The sequence below is a fragment of the Streptomyces sp. NBC_00247 genome (assembly GCF_036188265.1).
GTDB lineage: Bacteria > Actinomycetota > Actinomycetes > Streptomycetales > Streptomycetaceae > Streptomyces.
The window spans coordinates 1-16323 of record NZ_CP108093.1; the positions used below are offsets into that span (position 1 = coordinate 1).

8 protein-coding genes are annotated in these 16323 nt (G+C 70.8%); 4 read left to right on the top strand and 4 right to left on the bottom strand.

Annotated features, from left to right (window positions below; genetic code table 11):
* Positions 1-410, top strand: a 410-nt coding sequence (locus OHT52_RS00005; RefSeq protein WP_328717974.1) for a pentapeptide repeat-containing protein, incomplete at its 5' end; no start/stop codon positions are given.
* Positions 411-581: 171 nt separating this feature from the next.
* On the opposite strand, the gene OHT52_RS00010 is transcribed toward OHT52_RS00005, so the two are convergent.
* The gene (locus OHT52_RS00010) at positions 582-902 is read right to left on the bottom strand and encodes a DapH/DapD/GlmU-related protein (RefSeq protein ID WP_328717975.1); all 321 of its coding nucleotides are present in this window, start codon (positions 900-902) and stop codon (positions 582-584) included.
* A gap of 47 nt (positions 903-949) precedes the next feature.
* On the bottom strand, positions 950-1957 hold the full coding sequence (locus tag OHT52_RS00015) for an aminoglycoside phosphotransferase family protein (protein WP_328717976.1): 1008 nt from the start codon (positions 1955-1957) through the stop codon (positions 950-952).
* Between the two features lie 292 nt (positions 1958-2249).
* On the opposite strand from OHT52_RS00015, the gene OHT52_RS00020 reads away from it, so the two are divergent.
* The 3 genes from OHT52_RS00020 to OHT52_RS00030 all read left to right on the top strand — a co-directional run bounded on the left by OHT52_RS00020 (position 2250) and on the right by OHT52_RS00030 (position 8114).
* Positions 2250-4712, top strand: a complete 2463-nt coding sequence (locus OHT52_RS00020; protein ID WP_328717977.1) for an RICIN domain-containing protein — start codon at positions 2250-2252, stop codon at positions 4710-4712.
* An 82-nt stretch (positions 4713-4794) separates the two neighbouring features.
* Entirely contained in the window at positions 4795-7146 is a 2352-nt protein-coding gene (locus tag OHT52_RS00025; RefSeq protein ID WP_443046432.1) for an AbfB domain-containing protein, read from the top strand.
* Positions 7147-7376: 230 nt separating this feature from the next.
* Positions 7377-8114, top strand: a complete 738-nt coding sequence (locus OHT52_RS00030) for a hypothetical protein (protein WP_328717978.1) — start codon at positions 7377-7379, stop codon at positions 8112-8114.
* Positions 8115-8334: 220 nt separating this feature from the next.
* Here the strand turns inward: OHT52_RS00030 and OHT52_RS00035 are convergent, their stop codons facing one another.
* Positions 8335-8742, bottom strand: coding sequence for a hypothetical protein (locus tag OHT52_RS00035; protein ID WP_328717979.1), 408 nt, complete (start codon positions 8740-8742; stop codon positions 8335-8337).
* 70 nt (positions 8743-8812) lie between these two features.
* Positions 8813-16153 (bottom strand): polymorphic toxin type 27 domain-containing protein, encoded by a 7341-nt coding sequence (locus OHT52_RS00040; RefSeq protein ID WP_328717980.1) that lies wholly within the window; start codon positions 16151-16153, stop codon positions 8813-8815.
* Positions 16154-16323: the final 170 nt, after the last annotated feature.

The following is a 16323-nucleotide window of genomic DNA, read 5'->3' on the forward strand; positions in this document are numbered from 1 at the left end:
GGCTCGACGCGATGACGCGCGGCACGGCCGAGTCGCTGCTCGCCATCGACGTGATGGTGTTGCGCGCGGAAGTGAACCCGCTGCTGTTGCGGGCCAGTGAACTCGCCCGCGCCTCGGTGCCCGGCAAGAAGAAGGACCACCGGAACGCCGACCTCATGGGCAAGCGCATGACGACCGCCAAACTGCGCGGTGCCAGCATGCGCGGCGCCTACCTGATCGCCGCCGACCTCTCCGGGGCGGACCTGCGCGACGCGGACTTCATCGGCGCGGACCTTCGAGACGCAAACCTGTGCGGGGCGGACCTCACGGGAGCCCTGTTTCTCACCCAGCCCCAGCTCAATGCCGCTCGAGGCGACCAGGCGACCCGGATCCCAGCGGCGTTGCAGCGACCGGGCCACTGGGCCGCGTAGCGCACGGCTCCGTGTCGCGCTCCGCAGGGGCCGGCCCCAGCGCGCCGGGCCGAACCCGGCCCTCCCGCCTGCCACGCCGGGGCGACTCGACGACGTCACCCATGAGACTGACGTGGCGTCAACCGAGTCGCGGCAGTCCAATCGATCCTGAGTGCGATGTGATCGACAGGACTACATCTCGCTTCCGGCGGTGCGGGTGGTGAGGTCCTCGTCCGTGATGTGGCGGACCACCCGGCAAGGTGTTCCGAGTGCAACGGTCATCGCCGCAATGCTGCGGCTGACGACGCTGCCGGCACCGATGACGGAGCCGTATCCGATGCGAACGCCGGGCAGGACCACGACGTTGCCGCCGATCCAGACCTTGTCCTCGATCACGATCGGCTCCGAGTAGCGACCGAAGTCGACTCGGGGCGCGGGACGCACCGGATGCCCCGTCGTGGTCAGCGTCACGCTGGGAGCGATCATGACCCCGTCGCCCATGCGGATGTCCACGTAAGAGTCATTGGAACCATCCGATGACCCGGCCGCCGGATTTCCCGTCAAAGAGGCGGCTCGGTGAGCAATTCCCGCAGCCAGCGGGCGCCGTCCACGAACCCGAGGTCGCCCGCACCACGCGCCGCGCCCGGGAAGAGCCGGGCCCAGGAGCAGGCTCGGCCGATCGCTCCGAGCCGCCACCCCAGGCTGACGGCTCGTCGCAGCTCAGAGGGGGTGTGGCAGGTCCCCGTCCATGGTTCCAGGTAGGCGTCACGCAGGCGCGGCAGCGCCTCGGGGCCGTATCGCTCGCGGACCACCCGCCCGGGAATCAGGAGGCCGCAGAATGGGTGCGCAAGCGCCGCGTCTCCCCAGTCGAAGAAAACGAAGCGGCCCGGTTCCGGCACGAACGACTGGCCGTCGTGCAGGTCGCCATGGTCGAGCGTTTCGGCGATTCCGAAGCCCGCGAGTTCCGCGCACCACTCCGCGAGACGGGGACGGATGTCCCGTAACGCCGCGCGGTCGGCCTGAGCCAGCACGGAGTTGTCCTCGACCATCCGGTCGAAGATCTCCGGAAGGGCCGCCACGCGCCCGTCCGGAACACCGAGTGATTCCATTCTTCCGACGTACGGAGTCAATTCCCGCTGCGCTTGCGCGTACTGCCGCAGCATCTCCTCCCACTCCGCCGGACCCGCGGCTCCACGGTTCAGCTGGTCCCGGAAGAGGGGACCGCCGTCCGGCAGGAGCGACCACCCCCGCTCGGCGTCGACGGCGATCGGCTCCAGCACACGTCCGGGAATCCAGCGCGCCAGGGATTCGGTCAGCCCCGCTTCGAAGGCGCTCGCGGGCGGGGAGGCCTTGAAGAACACGACTCCGTGCCCCTCGACGGGAATCCGCACCAGGACGGACCACGGTCGCAGCCGCACGGCTCGCCCACCCGCTTCGCGCAGCCCGCGCGCCGCGAGCTCGCCCTCCACCCATGCCAGGGCGGCCTCCCGCCACGTACGGGTCTCCCAGGGCGTCACCGCGTCCCGGTACGACCCCCGGTCCACCGCCGCCGACTCGTCGCGCCTCATCGCCCCATCCCATCACCGTGCCTGCCGCCGCCTCCATCCGTTTTCCGCCGGACCGGGCGGCGCCCCGGACGCCGCACCCCGGCACCACGCGCCGGCCCCGCACCAACCGCTGCGCGATGTATGGACACTGGCTTGACGGCGTGCTGTCATACCGCCGACATCATTTTTCCAACGTTGCATAGAAGTTGTCGCACCACCGCACCGGAACGCGGCAGCCTTCTTCGCCATGCGCCCAAGTCGTCGCACCAGGGCGCGGAACGAGGCTGCCGCAGAGCAGAAGTGGAGCTTCCACATGCCCCTGAACCGTCGGCACTTCATGACCAGCGCCCTGGTCACCGCCGCCTCGACCGCCGCCATGGGCCGCTGGGCCACCACCGCGACCGCGGCGGGTCACGTGGCGCCGGTGGCGCGCGGCGGCCACTACGCCCCGAACGCCGCCCCGCTGCACCCGACCGCGTTCCAGAAGCTGCCGCCCGGCCGGGTCAAGGCACGGGGCTGGCTCGCCGGCCAGCTCGAACTCCAGCTGGACGGCCTCTGCGGACGGTACGAGGAGTTCTCCCACTTCCTCGACTTCGACACCTCCGGCTGGGTGCACACCGACCAGGGCGGCTGGGAGGAAGTCCCATACTGGCTGCGGGGATACACCGACCTGGCGATCGTGACCGGCGACGCGAAGGCGCTCGCCGCCACCCGGCGCTGGATCGACGCGATCCTCACCACGCAGCAGTCGGACGGGTTCTTCGGCCCCAAGGCACTGCGCACCTCGCTCAACGGCGGACCCGACTTCTGGCCCTTCCTCCCGCTGATCCAGGCGCTGCGCTCCTGGCAGGAGTACAGCGGCGACACCCGGGTGATCCCCTTCCTCAGCCGGTTCTTCCGGTACATGAACGCCCAGGGTCCGGGAGCCTTCAACACCAGTTGGATCGCGCTGCGTTGGGGCGACGGCCTGGACAGCGTCTTCTGGCTGTTCAACCGGACCGGCGACACCTTCCTGCTCGAACTCGCCGACAAGATCCACCAGAACGGCGCCGACTGGGGCGACAACCTGGTCAACCCGCACAACGTCAACATCGCGCAGGGATTCCGCGAGCCCGCCCAGTACGCGCTGCGCAGCGGCTCGGCGCAGGACACCAAGGACACGTACGGCACGTACGCCAAGGCGATCGACCAGTACGGGCAGTTCGCCGGTGGCGGGATCGCCGGCGACGAGAACGCCCGCGCCGGGCACGGCGATCCACGGCAGGGGTTCGAGACCTGCGGCATCGTGGAGTTCATGGCGAGCCACCAGCTGCTCACCCGGATCACGGGCGACCCGCTCTGGGCGGACCGTTGCGAGGACTTGGCGTTCAACTCGCTTCCCGCCTCGCTCGATCCCTCGGGCAGGGCGATCCACTACATCACCAGCGCAAACAGCGTCGATCTGGACAACGAGCCCAAGCGGGACCGGCAGTTCCAGAACCCCTTCGCGATGCAGGCGTACCTGCCGGGCGTGGACCAGTACCGCTGCTGCCCGCACAACTACGGCATGGGCTGGCCGTACTTCCTCGAAGAGCTCTGGCTCGCGACCCCCGACGGCGGGCTGGCGGCGGCGATGTACGCGGCCAGCGAGGTGACGGCCGCGGTCGCGGACGGCACCCAGATCACGATCACCGAGGAGACCGACTACCCCTTCACGGACACGGTCACGCTCGCTCTCAAGACCCCGAAGCCGCTGAAGTTCCCGCTGGTGCTGCGTGTCCCGGCCTGGTGCACCGCGCCGGAGATCCGGGTCAACGGGCAGCGCGTCACCGCTCCCGCCGGTCCGGCCTTCACCCGCGTCGACCGCACCTGGAGCAACGGCGACAAGGTCACGCTGCGCTTCCCGCAGCAGACCACCGTACGCACCTGGGCGGCGAACCACGGTTCGGTGAGCATCGACCGCGGGCCGCTCACGTACTCGCTCCGGATCGGCGAGAGCTACGAGCGTATCGGCGGCACAGACCAGTTCCCGGAGTACGCGGTGCACGCGACCACCCCGTGGAACTACGGGCTGGTGCTGGACGGCGCGCTGCCCCAGGCCACCGCGGCCCCGCGTGCCCGCGCGCGTGAGCGGTCCGCCCGGCTGGCGGCCGGCTCGAACCCCTTCACCCTGGAGGGCACCCCGCTCACGCTGACCGCGCGCGCCCGCCGCATCCCCGAGTGGAGCGCCGACGACGAGCACGTGGTGGCGCCGCTCCAGCAGAGCCCGGCGCGCAGCACCGAGCCCATCGAGCAGGTCACCCTCGTCCCGATGGGGGCGGCGCGGCTGCGGATCACGTCGTTCCCGACAGCCGCACCGGACGCGGCGCCCTGGCTGGCGGACCGCTGGTACAGGATCGCCAACAAGAACTCGGGCAAGGTGCTCGGCGTCGACGGGATGTCGATCACGAACAGCGCCCACGTGGTGCAGTTCGGCGACACCGGCACCGACGACCACCTCTGGCGGCTGGTCGCCAACGGCGACGGCTGGTACCGCATCCGCAACCGGCACTCCGGCAAGGTGCTCGGCGTCGACCTGATGTCCACGGCCAACAGCGCGCACGTCGTCCAGTTCGACGACAGCGACACCGACGACCACCTCTGGCAGCTCGTTCCGAACGGCGACGGCTGGTACCGCATCCGCAACCGGCACTCGGACAAGGTGCTCGGCGTGGATCTGATGTCCCTCGCCGACAGCGCCCACGTCGTCCAGTTCGACGACAACGGCACCGACGACCACCTCTGGCAGCTGCTCTGACGAGCAGTCCCGCCGGATCTCCCCCGCACCACCCCGCGCGCCGGTCCGGCGCGCGGGGCCCCCATGTGAAGGAGGTCTCAGGATGAAGTCCGCACCCGCACCGCGCCGCAGAACCTGGTGGCGACGGCTCACGGCGGGCACCGGCCTGCTGGCTCTGATGGCCGGCGCCCTGGTCGGAGCCGGTACGGCTCCGGCCGCCGCGGCGGCCACCGCCTGGTCGCCGAAGACGGCGCCCATGACGACGCCGTGGACCAACCAGGTCTCCGTCGACCAGCCGTTGCCCGAGTACCCGCGCCCGCAGCTCACCCGTCCGGACTGGGCGAACCTCAACGGCATCTGGGACTTCGCGGTGACCGGCAAGAACGCCGGTCAGCCCGCGTCGTTCACCGAACAGATCCGGGTGCCGTTCGTGGCGGAGTCCGCGCTCTCCGGCATCCAGCGCAAGATCACCGAGAACGACAAGCTCTGGTACAAGCGGACGTTCACCGTGCCGTCCAACTGGAGCGGGCGGCGGGTGCAGCTCAACTTCGGCGCCTCCGACTGGCAGACCACGGTCTGGGTCAACGGCACCCAGGTGGGGGCGCACAAGGGCGGGTACGACTCGTTCTCGTACGACATCACCCCGCAGCTGAACGGCGGGACGAACACCGTGGTCGTGTCGGTCTACGACCCGACGCAGACCGGCGGCCAGGCCGTCGGCAAGCAGCGGATCAACGACGTGGCGCCGCACTCGGGCGGCGGGATCTTCTACACCGCGGCATCCGGCATCTGGCAGACCGTCTGGCTGGAGCCGGTGGCCGTCGCGCACGTCACCCGGCTGGACATGACCCCGAGCCTGGGTGACAGCACCCTGCGGGTGAAGGTGCAGGCGGCGGGCGCCTCGGGCCGCAGCGCCCGGGTGACCGTCTCCACCGGCGGTACGACGGTGGGCACGGCGACGGGCACGGTGGGCGCGGAGGTCTCCGTGCCCGTGCCGAACACGCACCTGTGGACCCCGGAGGACCCGTTCCTGTACGACGTGAAGACGGAGCTGCTCGACGGTTCGGCGGTCACCGACACGGTGGGCGGCTACACCGGGATGCGGTCCATCGGGCTCGCCAAGGTGGACAACATCCTGCGCCCGGTGCTCAACGGGAAGTTCGTCTTCCAGACCGGCACGCTGGACCAGGGCTACTGGCCGGACGGCATCTACACCGCGCCGACCGACGCGGCGCTCAGGTCCGACCTCCAGGCGCACAAGGACCTCGGGTTCAACATGGTCCGCAAGCACATCAAGGTCGAGCCGCAGCGCTGGTTCTACTGGGCGGACAAGCTCGGGCTCCTCGTCTGGCAGGACATGCCCGCGATGGACACCGGCAAGTCGCCGGACAGTGCGGCACGGACGCAGTGGGAGGCGGAGTACCACGCGATCATCGACCAGCACCGCAGTTCGCCGTCGCTGGTGCTGTGGGTGAACGAGAACGAGGGCTGGGGCCAGTACGACCAGGCCAGGATCGCCAACGAGGTGAAGGCGTACGACCCGTCCCGGCTGGTCGACAACATGAGCGGGGTCAACTGCTGCGGCGCGGTGGACGGCGGCAACGGTGACGTCGTCGACAACCACAACTACGTCGGACCGGGCAACACCGCGCCCTCCGCGACGCGGGCGGCCGTACTCGGCGAGTTCGGCGGGCTGGGGTACAAGGTCGCGGGCCACGAGTGGTACCCGGGCGGCGGTTTCAGCTACGAGGACCAGGCGAGCGTGTCGGCCCTCAACAACCGCTTCACGGGTCTGATCGACAGCATCCGGGTCGGTCAGCTGCCGGCCGGTCTCTCCGCCTCGGTGTACACGGAGATCACCGACGTGGAGAACGAGGCAAACGGCCTCCTCACCTACGACCGGCAGGTGGTGAAGGTGGACACCGCCCGGGTGAAGGCCGCCAACCAGGCCCTCATCGCCGCCTCGAAGGCGGGGACGACGGCGGTGACGCTGCCCACCGGCGGCTACAAGTCGCTCCGGGTCACCACCCCCGGCCACACCAACAAGTACCTGCGCCACTCCGAGGGGCTCGCGTACACGGCGGTCGTCGACGCCAACAGCGCCGCGCTGCTGAAGAGCGACGCCACCTGGAAGGTCGTCGCCGGCCTGGCGAACAGCAACTGCTATTCCTTCGAGTCGCGCAACTACCCGGGCGAGTACCTGCGCCACCAGAACTTCCGGGTCCGCCGGGACACGAGCGACGGCTCGGCCCTCTTCAAGGCGGACGCCACCTGGTGCGCGGTCGCGGGGACCGGCGGGGTTCGTCTGTCGAGCGTCAACCTGCCCGGCAGCTACCTGCGCCACATCAACTCCGAGGTGTGGCTGGCCACCCCGGGCGGCACCAACACGTGGGACAACCAGGCGTCCTTCACCGAGGACACCACGTGGTCGGTGGACGCCCCCTGGGCGCCGTGAGCTGACAGCGGAAGGTCCCGGTCGTCGGGGCCGTCCGTCGTTCGGTGGCCGGTCCGTCGGAACAGCCTGGCCGGCCGCCGGCGGCGTGCGTCCGGGACCCGGCCGCCGTGGCCCGGCGGCTCGGGGTGGGCCCGGCTCCGACCCCGAATTGTTACCCGACGCAAGATCATCCGTCGGTAGGATCGTTCTTCGTCCTTGCTCAGGAACTGACTGATTTCCAGGAGACATTGGTGTTCATCGGTAGAATTCTTCCGGCCGCAATCGTCCTGCCCGTCCTCGTGCTGGCTTCGGCCTGCAGTTCGGACACGCACGACAAGGCCGCGGAGAAGAAGCCCGCGGCCACCGGCAAGGAGTCTCCGAGCAAGGAGGACAGCGCCGTCGAAAAGGCCACCGAGAACGCCAAGAAGATAGGCGCCGTCCCGCCCGCGGAACTGGAGAAGGCGGCCCTTTCCGGAAAGGCCGCCGGGTACGAGATGAAGAAGGTCTCCGAGGCGGAGGTTTCCGCCGGGCTGGACATGAAGGCCGACAAGAAGGAGTGCCAGCCCCTGGCCAGTCTGGCGGGCGGGACCACCAGTATCGCGCCGGTGAGCCTCGTGCACCGCTCCCTGGCGCCCTCGGACGCCAAGAACGCTACCGTCGGGTCCATGTGGCTTGCCTCGCACTCCGAGAAGAACGCGAAGCAGGTCATGAACGACCTGCGCACCGCGTTGAAGGAATGCCCGAAGGGATTCAAGACACTCGGCCTGGCCTACAAGTCCGTCAAACGGCTCGGTGACCCGGACCTCGGGGACGAGGCGGTCAGCTACGACATCACCACCGCCGTCTCCGACCAGACGATTCCCACGACCTACACGGTCGTGCGGCACGGCGGTGTGATCGCCGCCTTCTACGGGGTCAACATGCTGGACACGAAGAAGGCCGCCGTCCCGGAGAATCTGGTCGAGGCGCAGTTGAAATCGCTCGGCTGAGAAGCGTTCGGACAAGGGGAAGCAAGAAGGCAGAGACCACAGAATGCCTGGGCCGTGAATCCGGCCCAGGCATTCTGCGTTCACAGTGGCTGTCGCGCTGTTCCGGGGTGAGCGGTCCGGTCGGGACCGCTCACCCCGGGAGGTCACGTCAGATCGTGCTGCCGTCGCCCAGGACGGGGGACCGCGCCGTTCCGCTCTCCCCGGTCAGGGCGCCGGCAGGTCAGTCGACGTGCCCCGATTCCGCCGGGAAGTCCGGCGGCCAGGGCTCGTCGTACAGCGACTGACGCTCACCCATCAGCTCGTACTCCGCTTCACGCCAGTTCGGATTGGCACCGACGACGAAGCTGTCGCCGTCCCGCTCCAGCATCCAGGTGTACTCGGCGCTTGCTTCCGGAATGCCGTGCCGTTCGCTGAGTACGGCGAACTCGGCGGTGGTCGCCCGGCGTATGTGGAGCCCGTTCCGGTACAGGGGCTTGAGGAACATCAGCTCCACATGCCCGATGGAGACCTCGACCCTCGTCGTGGTCCCGTCCACCAGCGTGGCTGCACTGGCCAGGAAAAGCAGTCGGTGCGAGGGGAGGAACGCGGTGACTCTGAAGAGCCGCCCCTCCCGGATGAAATCGGTCATGACCACCATCCTCCTCCTACTGAGGCGTGTGCCGGGCGTCGCCGGACACGCGGGACTTTCGACACACGCTTCAGTCGACCGGCGTTCCGTTGGCGTACGTCAAGCGCTTCGGGTACACCTGCTCGAACACCTTCTTGCCGTTCTCGTCCAGCTTGGTCATGTACCACTTGATGGAGTCCCATGTGCGGTACTGCACGCGGAGAGCCGCACGGAGTTTGACCATCTCCCAAGCGGTTCCGAAGCCGCCGTCCTGGATGAGCTTCCAGCTGCTGTCCGTAATCGAATCCCCTCTCTCCAGAAGAAGGGCCAGCGCCTCGTCGGCGTTCTTGGCACCTTCGACCCCGTCCAGGGTCACCGAGAGCTCCACTTTGGGGTTGGACACGGCTCGCTCCACTCCCACGGTCCAAATGGCGCGCTTTCCCATCCCCATGCTTTCCGGCAGTTCGATGCCGTACAGCTCCTTGTTGTTGAACGTGCCCCCGCCGACAGCCTTGGCCAGGTCGTCCGAGTAGGGGTTGATTCCGAGGACGACGTGATCGCCGTCCTTCACCAGGTCGGCGAGGATCCTGGCGCACTTCTTCACGATCCCGTCGCCGGACGCGGCGACGGAGAACGACACGACCCGGAAGGTCGCGATGTCCTCCGCCTCGCACGCCTCGCCGATCTTCCGGAGGATCCGGCTGATGATGCCGGCGGAGGCTCCCTCGGTCAGGCCGATGGCACGAAGCGCCCGGAAGGCGTCCATGAACCCGATGCCGGTCTTGAGGGAGGCGTCCAGCGCCGTCACCGCGACTTTGCCCGCCTTGAAGAGCGCGCCGACCGCGAACATGCCCACGACCCAGGCGCAGTCGCCCCAGCTGCCGCCCTCCATGAACGGATTGATCAGCTTGGCGCAGCCGATGAAGTCGCCGAGCAGGATGTCGATGGGGTCGATGCCCGAGTTGAACTCGACCATCGTCAGCGTCTGCGACATCCGCTCGGTGCGGGCGTCCGAGACCTCAGGACCGAGGTAGACCGTGTCCGCCTGCGGGCAGCTGCCCGAGTAGGAGCCCGACTCGGCCAGGCACATGAACACGTCGGAGTGCGACTTGTAGGTGACGTCGGCCGTGATGGTGCAGTCGCCGATGTGGACGATCGGGTTGCAGTTGTCCTTGTCGACGTTCTTGGGATCGCCGATGTACTCGACGTGGTCGAGGACTTCCCACACACCACCGATCCCGGTGGTGGCACCCTGCGTGATGTGTTCGGTGTTGTCGGCCTTCTCGGTGCGGTCGGCGGCCTGCTGGGCCTCGTTCGCGGCGTCCCACGCCCCTTCGGACGCCTTCTCCGCCGCCGTCGCGTCGGTCTCCGCCTGGGTGGCGGTGTCGCGGGCGCTGGCCGCGTCCTCCTCGGCCTTGGTGGCCGTGGCACGGGCCGAAGCGGCGTCGTGCTCCGCCTCGGTGGCCGCGGCGTCCGCCGCTGCCGCGTCCGTGGCGGCGTCGTTCGAGGCCGTCCAGGCCCTCACCACGTCCGCGCCCGCCGACTGGACGTAGCCGTCGGCGCGGTTGGCCGACGCCTCGGCGAGCTTCGCGTCCTTCGCGGCCTGGGTGGCCGACGCCTGGGCCCGCTGGTACGCCTTGGCGGCACGGGCCGCGTCGGCGGCAGCCGCCGCGGACGCCTGCGCCGCCAGCTTCATGTCCGCCGCTGCCTGGGCTGCGAGGGCCTTGGCCTCCGCGGAGTACCCCTCGGCCATGTCTGCCGTTGCGGTGGCCGCCGCTGCCTGCTGCTGCGAGACCGTCAGGGCCTGCTGGCCGGTGAGTGTCGCGAACGCGGCCGAGCTGTCGGTCTCCTGGTACGGCGTACCGAGTGTGATCGCCTCGTTCGCCGGCTTGATCACCGCTGCCGCGGAGTCGCGCGCCGCGAGTGACGACTGCACGGCCGCGAGCGCCTTGCCCGCGGTGACCGCAGCCCATGACGCCGTCTGCAGCGCCTCACTGCGCGCCGCGGTCGCTTCCTCCTTGGCCTTCTTGGCCGCGGCGGAAGCCTTCTCGGACTGTTCCTTGGCACCCTTGGCGTCGAGCGCCGCCGCCTCGGAGGCGTCGATGGCCTCGGCCGCCGCGGCGTGGGCCGCCGCGGCGGAACCGACCGCCACCAGGTACGAGGCCCAGGTGGCGTCGGACGCCGCCTGGGCACGCGATGCCGCGCCCTGCGCCTTGGTGGCAGCCTCACGGGCGGTGGTGGCCGCGGTCGTAGCCGCGTTCGCCGCCGCACGCGCGTTGGTGGCCGCCGTCGTCGCCGTATTGGCGGCAGCCCGCGCATCGGTGGCGGCGGCACGAGCGGCCTCTGCCGCGTCCGTGCCATCCACAGCCGCAGCGTGCGCCTCCAGGGCCGCGGCCTTCGCGCTCAGCGAATCCCGCCGCTGCTCGGCCTCCAAAGCCCTGCCACGGGCGTCGACCGCGTCGCGCTCCGCCTGCTCGGCGTCACCCCTGCGGGCCGACGCCGTGCTTCCCGCCGCCTCTGCCGAGGTCCGGGCGTCACTGGCGATCCGGCCCTGCGCGGAGGCCTCCGCCTCGGATGCGGATGCCTTGTCCCGCTCGCTCTCCGCGGTGGCCCGGTAGGCCGCCGCGTTGGCGCGCTCCAGTTCGGCCACGGCGCGCGACGCCTGGGCGTCGGCCGCAGCCTGGCGTGCGTCCTCCTCCTCCGCCAGGGCGGTTTCCTTGGCCTTCTTGGCGGTCGCGGCGTTCGCCGCGGCCGAGGCCGCGTAGGCATCGGCGCTGTCGGCCGCCGCCTTCGCCTGTGCTGCGGCCTCCTCCGCGGCGACGCGCCTGAACTCGGTGTTCACCGCGTGCGTCTCGGTCTTCGCCAGGGCGAGCAGCGCCTCGGACGTCGACACGGTCGCGTTGGCCGCGTTCAGCGACGTCTCCGTCGCCTTCGCGGCGGCCTCGGCGGCCGCGCCGGAGGCGCGGGCGACCTGGACCGACTGCTGGGCGTACATCAGGCCCCGGCCGCGCGGGACTTCGGCCGCGTCGGCAATCGCCCAGGCGTCCTCCTGCGCGTCGACGGCCTTCTGCGCGGCGGTCTTCGCGGCGGCGGCGTTCGTCTTGGCGGAGGCGGTCAGCGCGGCGATCTTGCCCCGGGCGGTGGCCAGATCGGCCTTGGCCCGGTCGAACAAAGCCTGCTTGGGCTTGAAGATGTTGTCCGGGTCGTCCTCCAGGGTGTCGTGCCAGACCTGCTGCCAGGTGAGGATCTGCTGGGCGCGCCACGCCTGGCCGATGGCTTCGACCATGTCGTCGGTGGCCTCGCGCGTGGCGGCCGACGCGTCGGCCTCCGCCTGCGCGATCAGGGTGCGGGGAGCGGCCTGGGCGGCGTACTCCGCCTCCCACTCGGTGTGCGCCTGCGCGGTCACCGCGGAGAGCTTGTTCCGCGGGTCGGTGGGTTCCGCGCTGTCACAGGTGGCCCAGGACTGCTTGAGGTTCTCCACCTCTTCGCGGAACTCCGGGCTGTCCTTGGCCGGGGCCTCGGTCAGGAAACCGCCGTGCCGGAGGTAGGACGCGATGTCGCTACCGGTGGTACCGCCCGCGTAGCGGGTGTTGGCCACCTCGCTGTCGCGCAGCATCACATCGGCGGTCCAGTCGTACCAGGAGTCCTTGCCCCGGTTGTCCTCGGTGATCTCCTTGGCGCGCGCGACGGACTCCGCGCCGGCGTTGCTGTGCCCGTCCCAGCCGAGACGGCCGGAGATCTTCTCCTGGGTGAAGAGGGTGAACTGCAGGACCTCTTCGTCGAATGCCGGTACGTGCCATTCCATGTCGTCGCTGAAGAACGCCGACTCGGCGTACGGCTTGTTGGCCTTCTCCAGCGCGTTCGACCGGGCAGCCAGCGCGTCCCGGTAGTCGAACGCGGCCTGCACGTCACGGGTGCGTGCCTGGCCGAGCGGTTCGAGACCGATCCATCCGATGTCACCGACGGCCGCGCGCAGATCGGCATTGGTGCCGGACAGCGCCGTGATGGCCTCGGCCTTCATCTCGGGGCCGCCCGCGTGCAGCGCGACACCTGCGATGCACCGGTCCAGGCGCGCGGTGCTGCGGGTCGTACCGATCAGCTCGGTGAGTTCGGTCAGCTTGCGCTGGGCGTCGTCGGCGTCGGTGAAGACCTGCTGGATGCCGGCGCTCACCTGCTCGATCGCCGCCGCGAGCGCGGGAATCCGGCCGACGACGACGGCGGACGAGGCGATGTCCACCAGGTCCCAGAGGCAGCTCTCGACGCCGCTGTAGCTCAGGCACTCCTTGACCTCGGCCACGCCGAGGTCGTCCAGGAGGATCTGCCCGCCGTGGGCCGCGACCCAGTCGAGGACGTGGACGGAGACGGCGGCGTACGCGTCGCGGTAGTCGTCGACGCAGCTCTGGCCGCACTTGGCCAGCAGGATGGCTTCCTGCTGCTCACCCAGCTCGGCCCACGAGGAGGGGCCGCCCGGGATCGGGTAGTCGCCCTCCTCCATGGCCTGCTGGTGCTGCTGCTCGTTCTCCTCCCGCTGCTCCTTCTCCGCCTGGTCGGCGGCCTCCTCGGCTGCGGCGCTGTCGCCGTCGGCGTCCGAGGCGCGGTCCTCGGCCTCCTGGGCGTCCTTGTCCGCCTTGTCGGCCTGCGCCTTGGCCTCCGCGGCGGCCTGGGCCGCCCGGTCGTCGGCTTCGGCGGCCTTCAGGGCGTCGCGTTCGGCGTCGGTGGCCTCGCGGTCCGCGTCACCGGCGACGGTGTCGGTCGAGTTGGCCGTCTGCTGGGCGCTGAGCGCGTCGTTGCCCGCCTGCTGCGCGTAGCCGGAGGCCGTGTCGGCGGCCTTCTTGGCGCCTTCCCGGGACACGGCCGCCGCTTGGGCGGATGTCTGGGCGGTGGCTGCGGCGGTGATAGCACGTGCCGAGTCTCCGGCGGCCTGTGCCGCCGCCTCGGCCGCGACCTTGACATCGCCCTGCGCCTGATCGGCGAGTTGCTGGGCGTCCTCGGCTGCCTGCTCCGCCTCGGCGGCCTTGGCCGCCGCGGCGGCCGCTTGCTGCTCGGCCACCGTCTTGGACTTCTGGCCGGTCAGCACGGCGAACGCGGCGGCGCTGTCGCTCTCCTGGTACGGCATACCGAGCGCGACGGCGTCGGCCGATGCGGCCACCGCCTTGGTCGCGCTGTCCCGCGCGGCGAGAGCCGCCTGCCCGGCCGCGTAGGCGCGGCCCGCGGTGACCGCGGCGGAGTCGACGGCCTGCGCGGCCTCGACCCCGGCCGAAGCGGCCTCGTCGCCGGCCCGCTTCGCCAGGGCGGATGCCTGGTCCGACGCGGTGGCGGCGTTCTGGGCGCGCAGTGCGGCGTCCCCGGCGGCGTCGAGTGCCTTGGCGGCCTCGGCGCGGGCGGAGGCCGCGGCGCCGGTCGACGCGAGGTACGCCGACCACGCGGCGTCCGCATCGGCCTGGGCCCGTCCGGCGGCTCCCTCGGCCTTCGTCGCGGCGGACCGCGCGGAGACCGCAGCGGCCGTCGCGGTCTCAGCCGCGCCGCGGGCGGTGGCCGCCGCGGTGGCGGCATCGGTGGCCGCCTGGTGTGCCTGCTGGGCGGCGGCGCGGGTCTCCTCGGCCGTGGCCTTGCCGTCGGCGGCGGCGGCCGCCGCCTCCAGGGCGGCGGCGCGGGCCGCGGTGGCCTGCTGCTTCTGCTGGGCCGCGGCGGCCTTCTCGCGTGCGGCCTGGGCAGCCCGGGCCTTCGCGTCGGCGGCCTCGCGCTTGGTAGCGGCGTCGGTCGCGGCCGTCTTGGCGCTCGCCTTGGCCGTACCGGCCGCGGCCTGCTGGGTCGCGGCCCTGGTCTCGGCCCCGGCGGCGGTGGTCCGCTGCCGGGCGGCCTCGGCGCGGGAGGCTACGGCGTTGGCGTACTCCAATTCGGCGGAGGCACGCTGGGTCTGCGCGACGGCGGCCTTCTGACGGGCCACCTCCTGCTTCCCCTTCGCGGCGGCCTCGGCCGTACCGGCGTCCTTCGCGCTGTCGGCCGCGGCCTTGGCGTTGGTCTCCGCGCTGTCGGCCGCGGCCTTGGCCTGAGCGGCCGCCTCCTGCGCGGCGATCCGGCGGAACTCGGTGTTGAGCGCGTGCGTCTCGGTCTGCGCCTTCGCCGCCAGAGTGCGACTGGTGCCGACCGCGGCGTCGGTGGCGTCGCGGGCCGTCCCGGTGGCCTTGGCGGCCGCTTCGGCCGCCGCCGCCGAGGCGCGGGCGACCTGCACGGACTGCTGGGCGTACATCAGACCCCGGCCGCGCGGCACCTTGGCCGTGTCGGCGAGGGCCCACGCCTCCTGCTGCGCGGTCGTGGCGCTCGTCGCCGCCGTCTTCGCGGCCGCGGCGTGGCTGTTGGCCGAGGTGGCCAGCTCGTCGGCCTTCGCCCGGGCGTCGGCGAGGTCAGCCTCGGCCTGCTCGTACAGCTCGGGTTCGGGCTTGAAGAGGAAGTCGGGGTCGTTGGCGAGTTCTTCCGCCACGACCTTCTGCCAGGTGAGGATCTGGTCGGCGCGCCAGGCCTGCTGGATGGCCTGGATCATGTCGTCGGTGGCTTCGCGGGTCTCGTTCGCCGCGTCGGTCTCCGCCTGGATGATCGTGTCGCGCTGGGCCGCCTGCCCGGCGTACTCCAGCTCCCACTCCGCCATGGCGGTCATGACCGGGCCGTTGAGTACGCGGTCGAAGTCGAGCGGGTTCTGCCAGTCGCAGCCCGCCCATGCCTGCTTCAGGTCCTCCACCACGACCCGGTACTCCGGCGAGCCCTCGGCCGGAGCCTTCGTCGGCAGGCCGCCGAACTTCAGGTAGGACGCGACGTCGCCGGCGGTGGTGCCACCCGAGTAACGCGTCTCGTAGACGTCCTCGTCACGGAACGACCAGTCGGCGATCCAGTCGTTGTCGACGTCCTGCCCGCGGTTCTCCTCCATGATTTCACGGACGCGGGCGACCGCTTCGGGACTGGCGTTGGTGTGGCCGTCCCAGCCGAGCTGCCAGGAGAGCTGTTCCTGGGTGAAGAGGGTGAACTGGAGCACCTCGGAGTCGAACTCCGGTATGTGCCAGTCCATCTCGTCGCTGTAGAAGGCGTTGGAGGCGAACGGCTTGTTGCCGTCCTCCAGCGCGGTCGACCGGGCGCGGAGGTCGTCGCGGTAGGTGAGTCCGGCCTCCTGGTCCTCGCCGCCGGCGAGTCCGAGCGGGTAGAAGCCGATCCAGCCGACGTCACCGACGGTGGAGCGCAGTTGCTCGGCGCTGCCCGAGAGGCCCTCGACCGCCTTGGCCTTCATCCGCGGCCCGCCGGCGTGCAGCGCCACTCCGGCGAGACAGCGGTCCTGCCGCACGGTGTCGCCGATGGTGTTGCGGAAGAGGCCCGTGTCCTCCTCCTGCTCCGCGCCGGCGGCGGAGGCCGGTACCGCGGTGATGAGACCGGCGAGTACGGCCACGGCCGAGACGAAGGCCGCCCCACCCGTGGCTCTCTTCAGAGTCTGTCTTCTGCGACGCCGTCTTCTGCCGACGTCCCGGGCCCATGACATGAGTTCTGCCCAACTTCCGGAGGGAGGCAGAGCCCGCTCGTGGGCACGACGGCATCAGCCGGTCACGCTGCCGTCACCTC

Coding starts and splice junctions, on each gene's coding strand:
- OHT52_RS00020 (WP_328717977.1), top strand. CDS start 2,250: ATGCCCCTGAACCGTCGGCACTTCATGACCAGCGCCCTGGTCACCGCC.
- OHT52_RS00025 (WP_443046432.1), top strand. CDS start 4,795: ATGAAGTCCGCACCCGCACCGCGCCGCAGAACCTGGTGGCGACGGCTC.
- OHT52_RS00015 (WP_328717976.1), bottom strand. CDS start 1,957: ATGAGGCGCGACGAGTCGGCGGCGGTGGACCGGGGGTCGTACCGGGAC.
- OHT52_RS00035 (WP_328717979.1), bottom strand. CDS start 8,742: ATGACCGATTTCATCCGGGAGGGGCGGCTCTTCAGAGTCACCGCGTTC.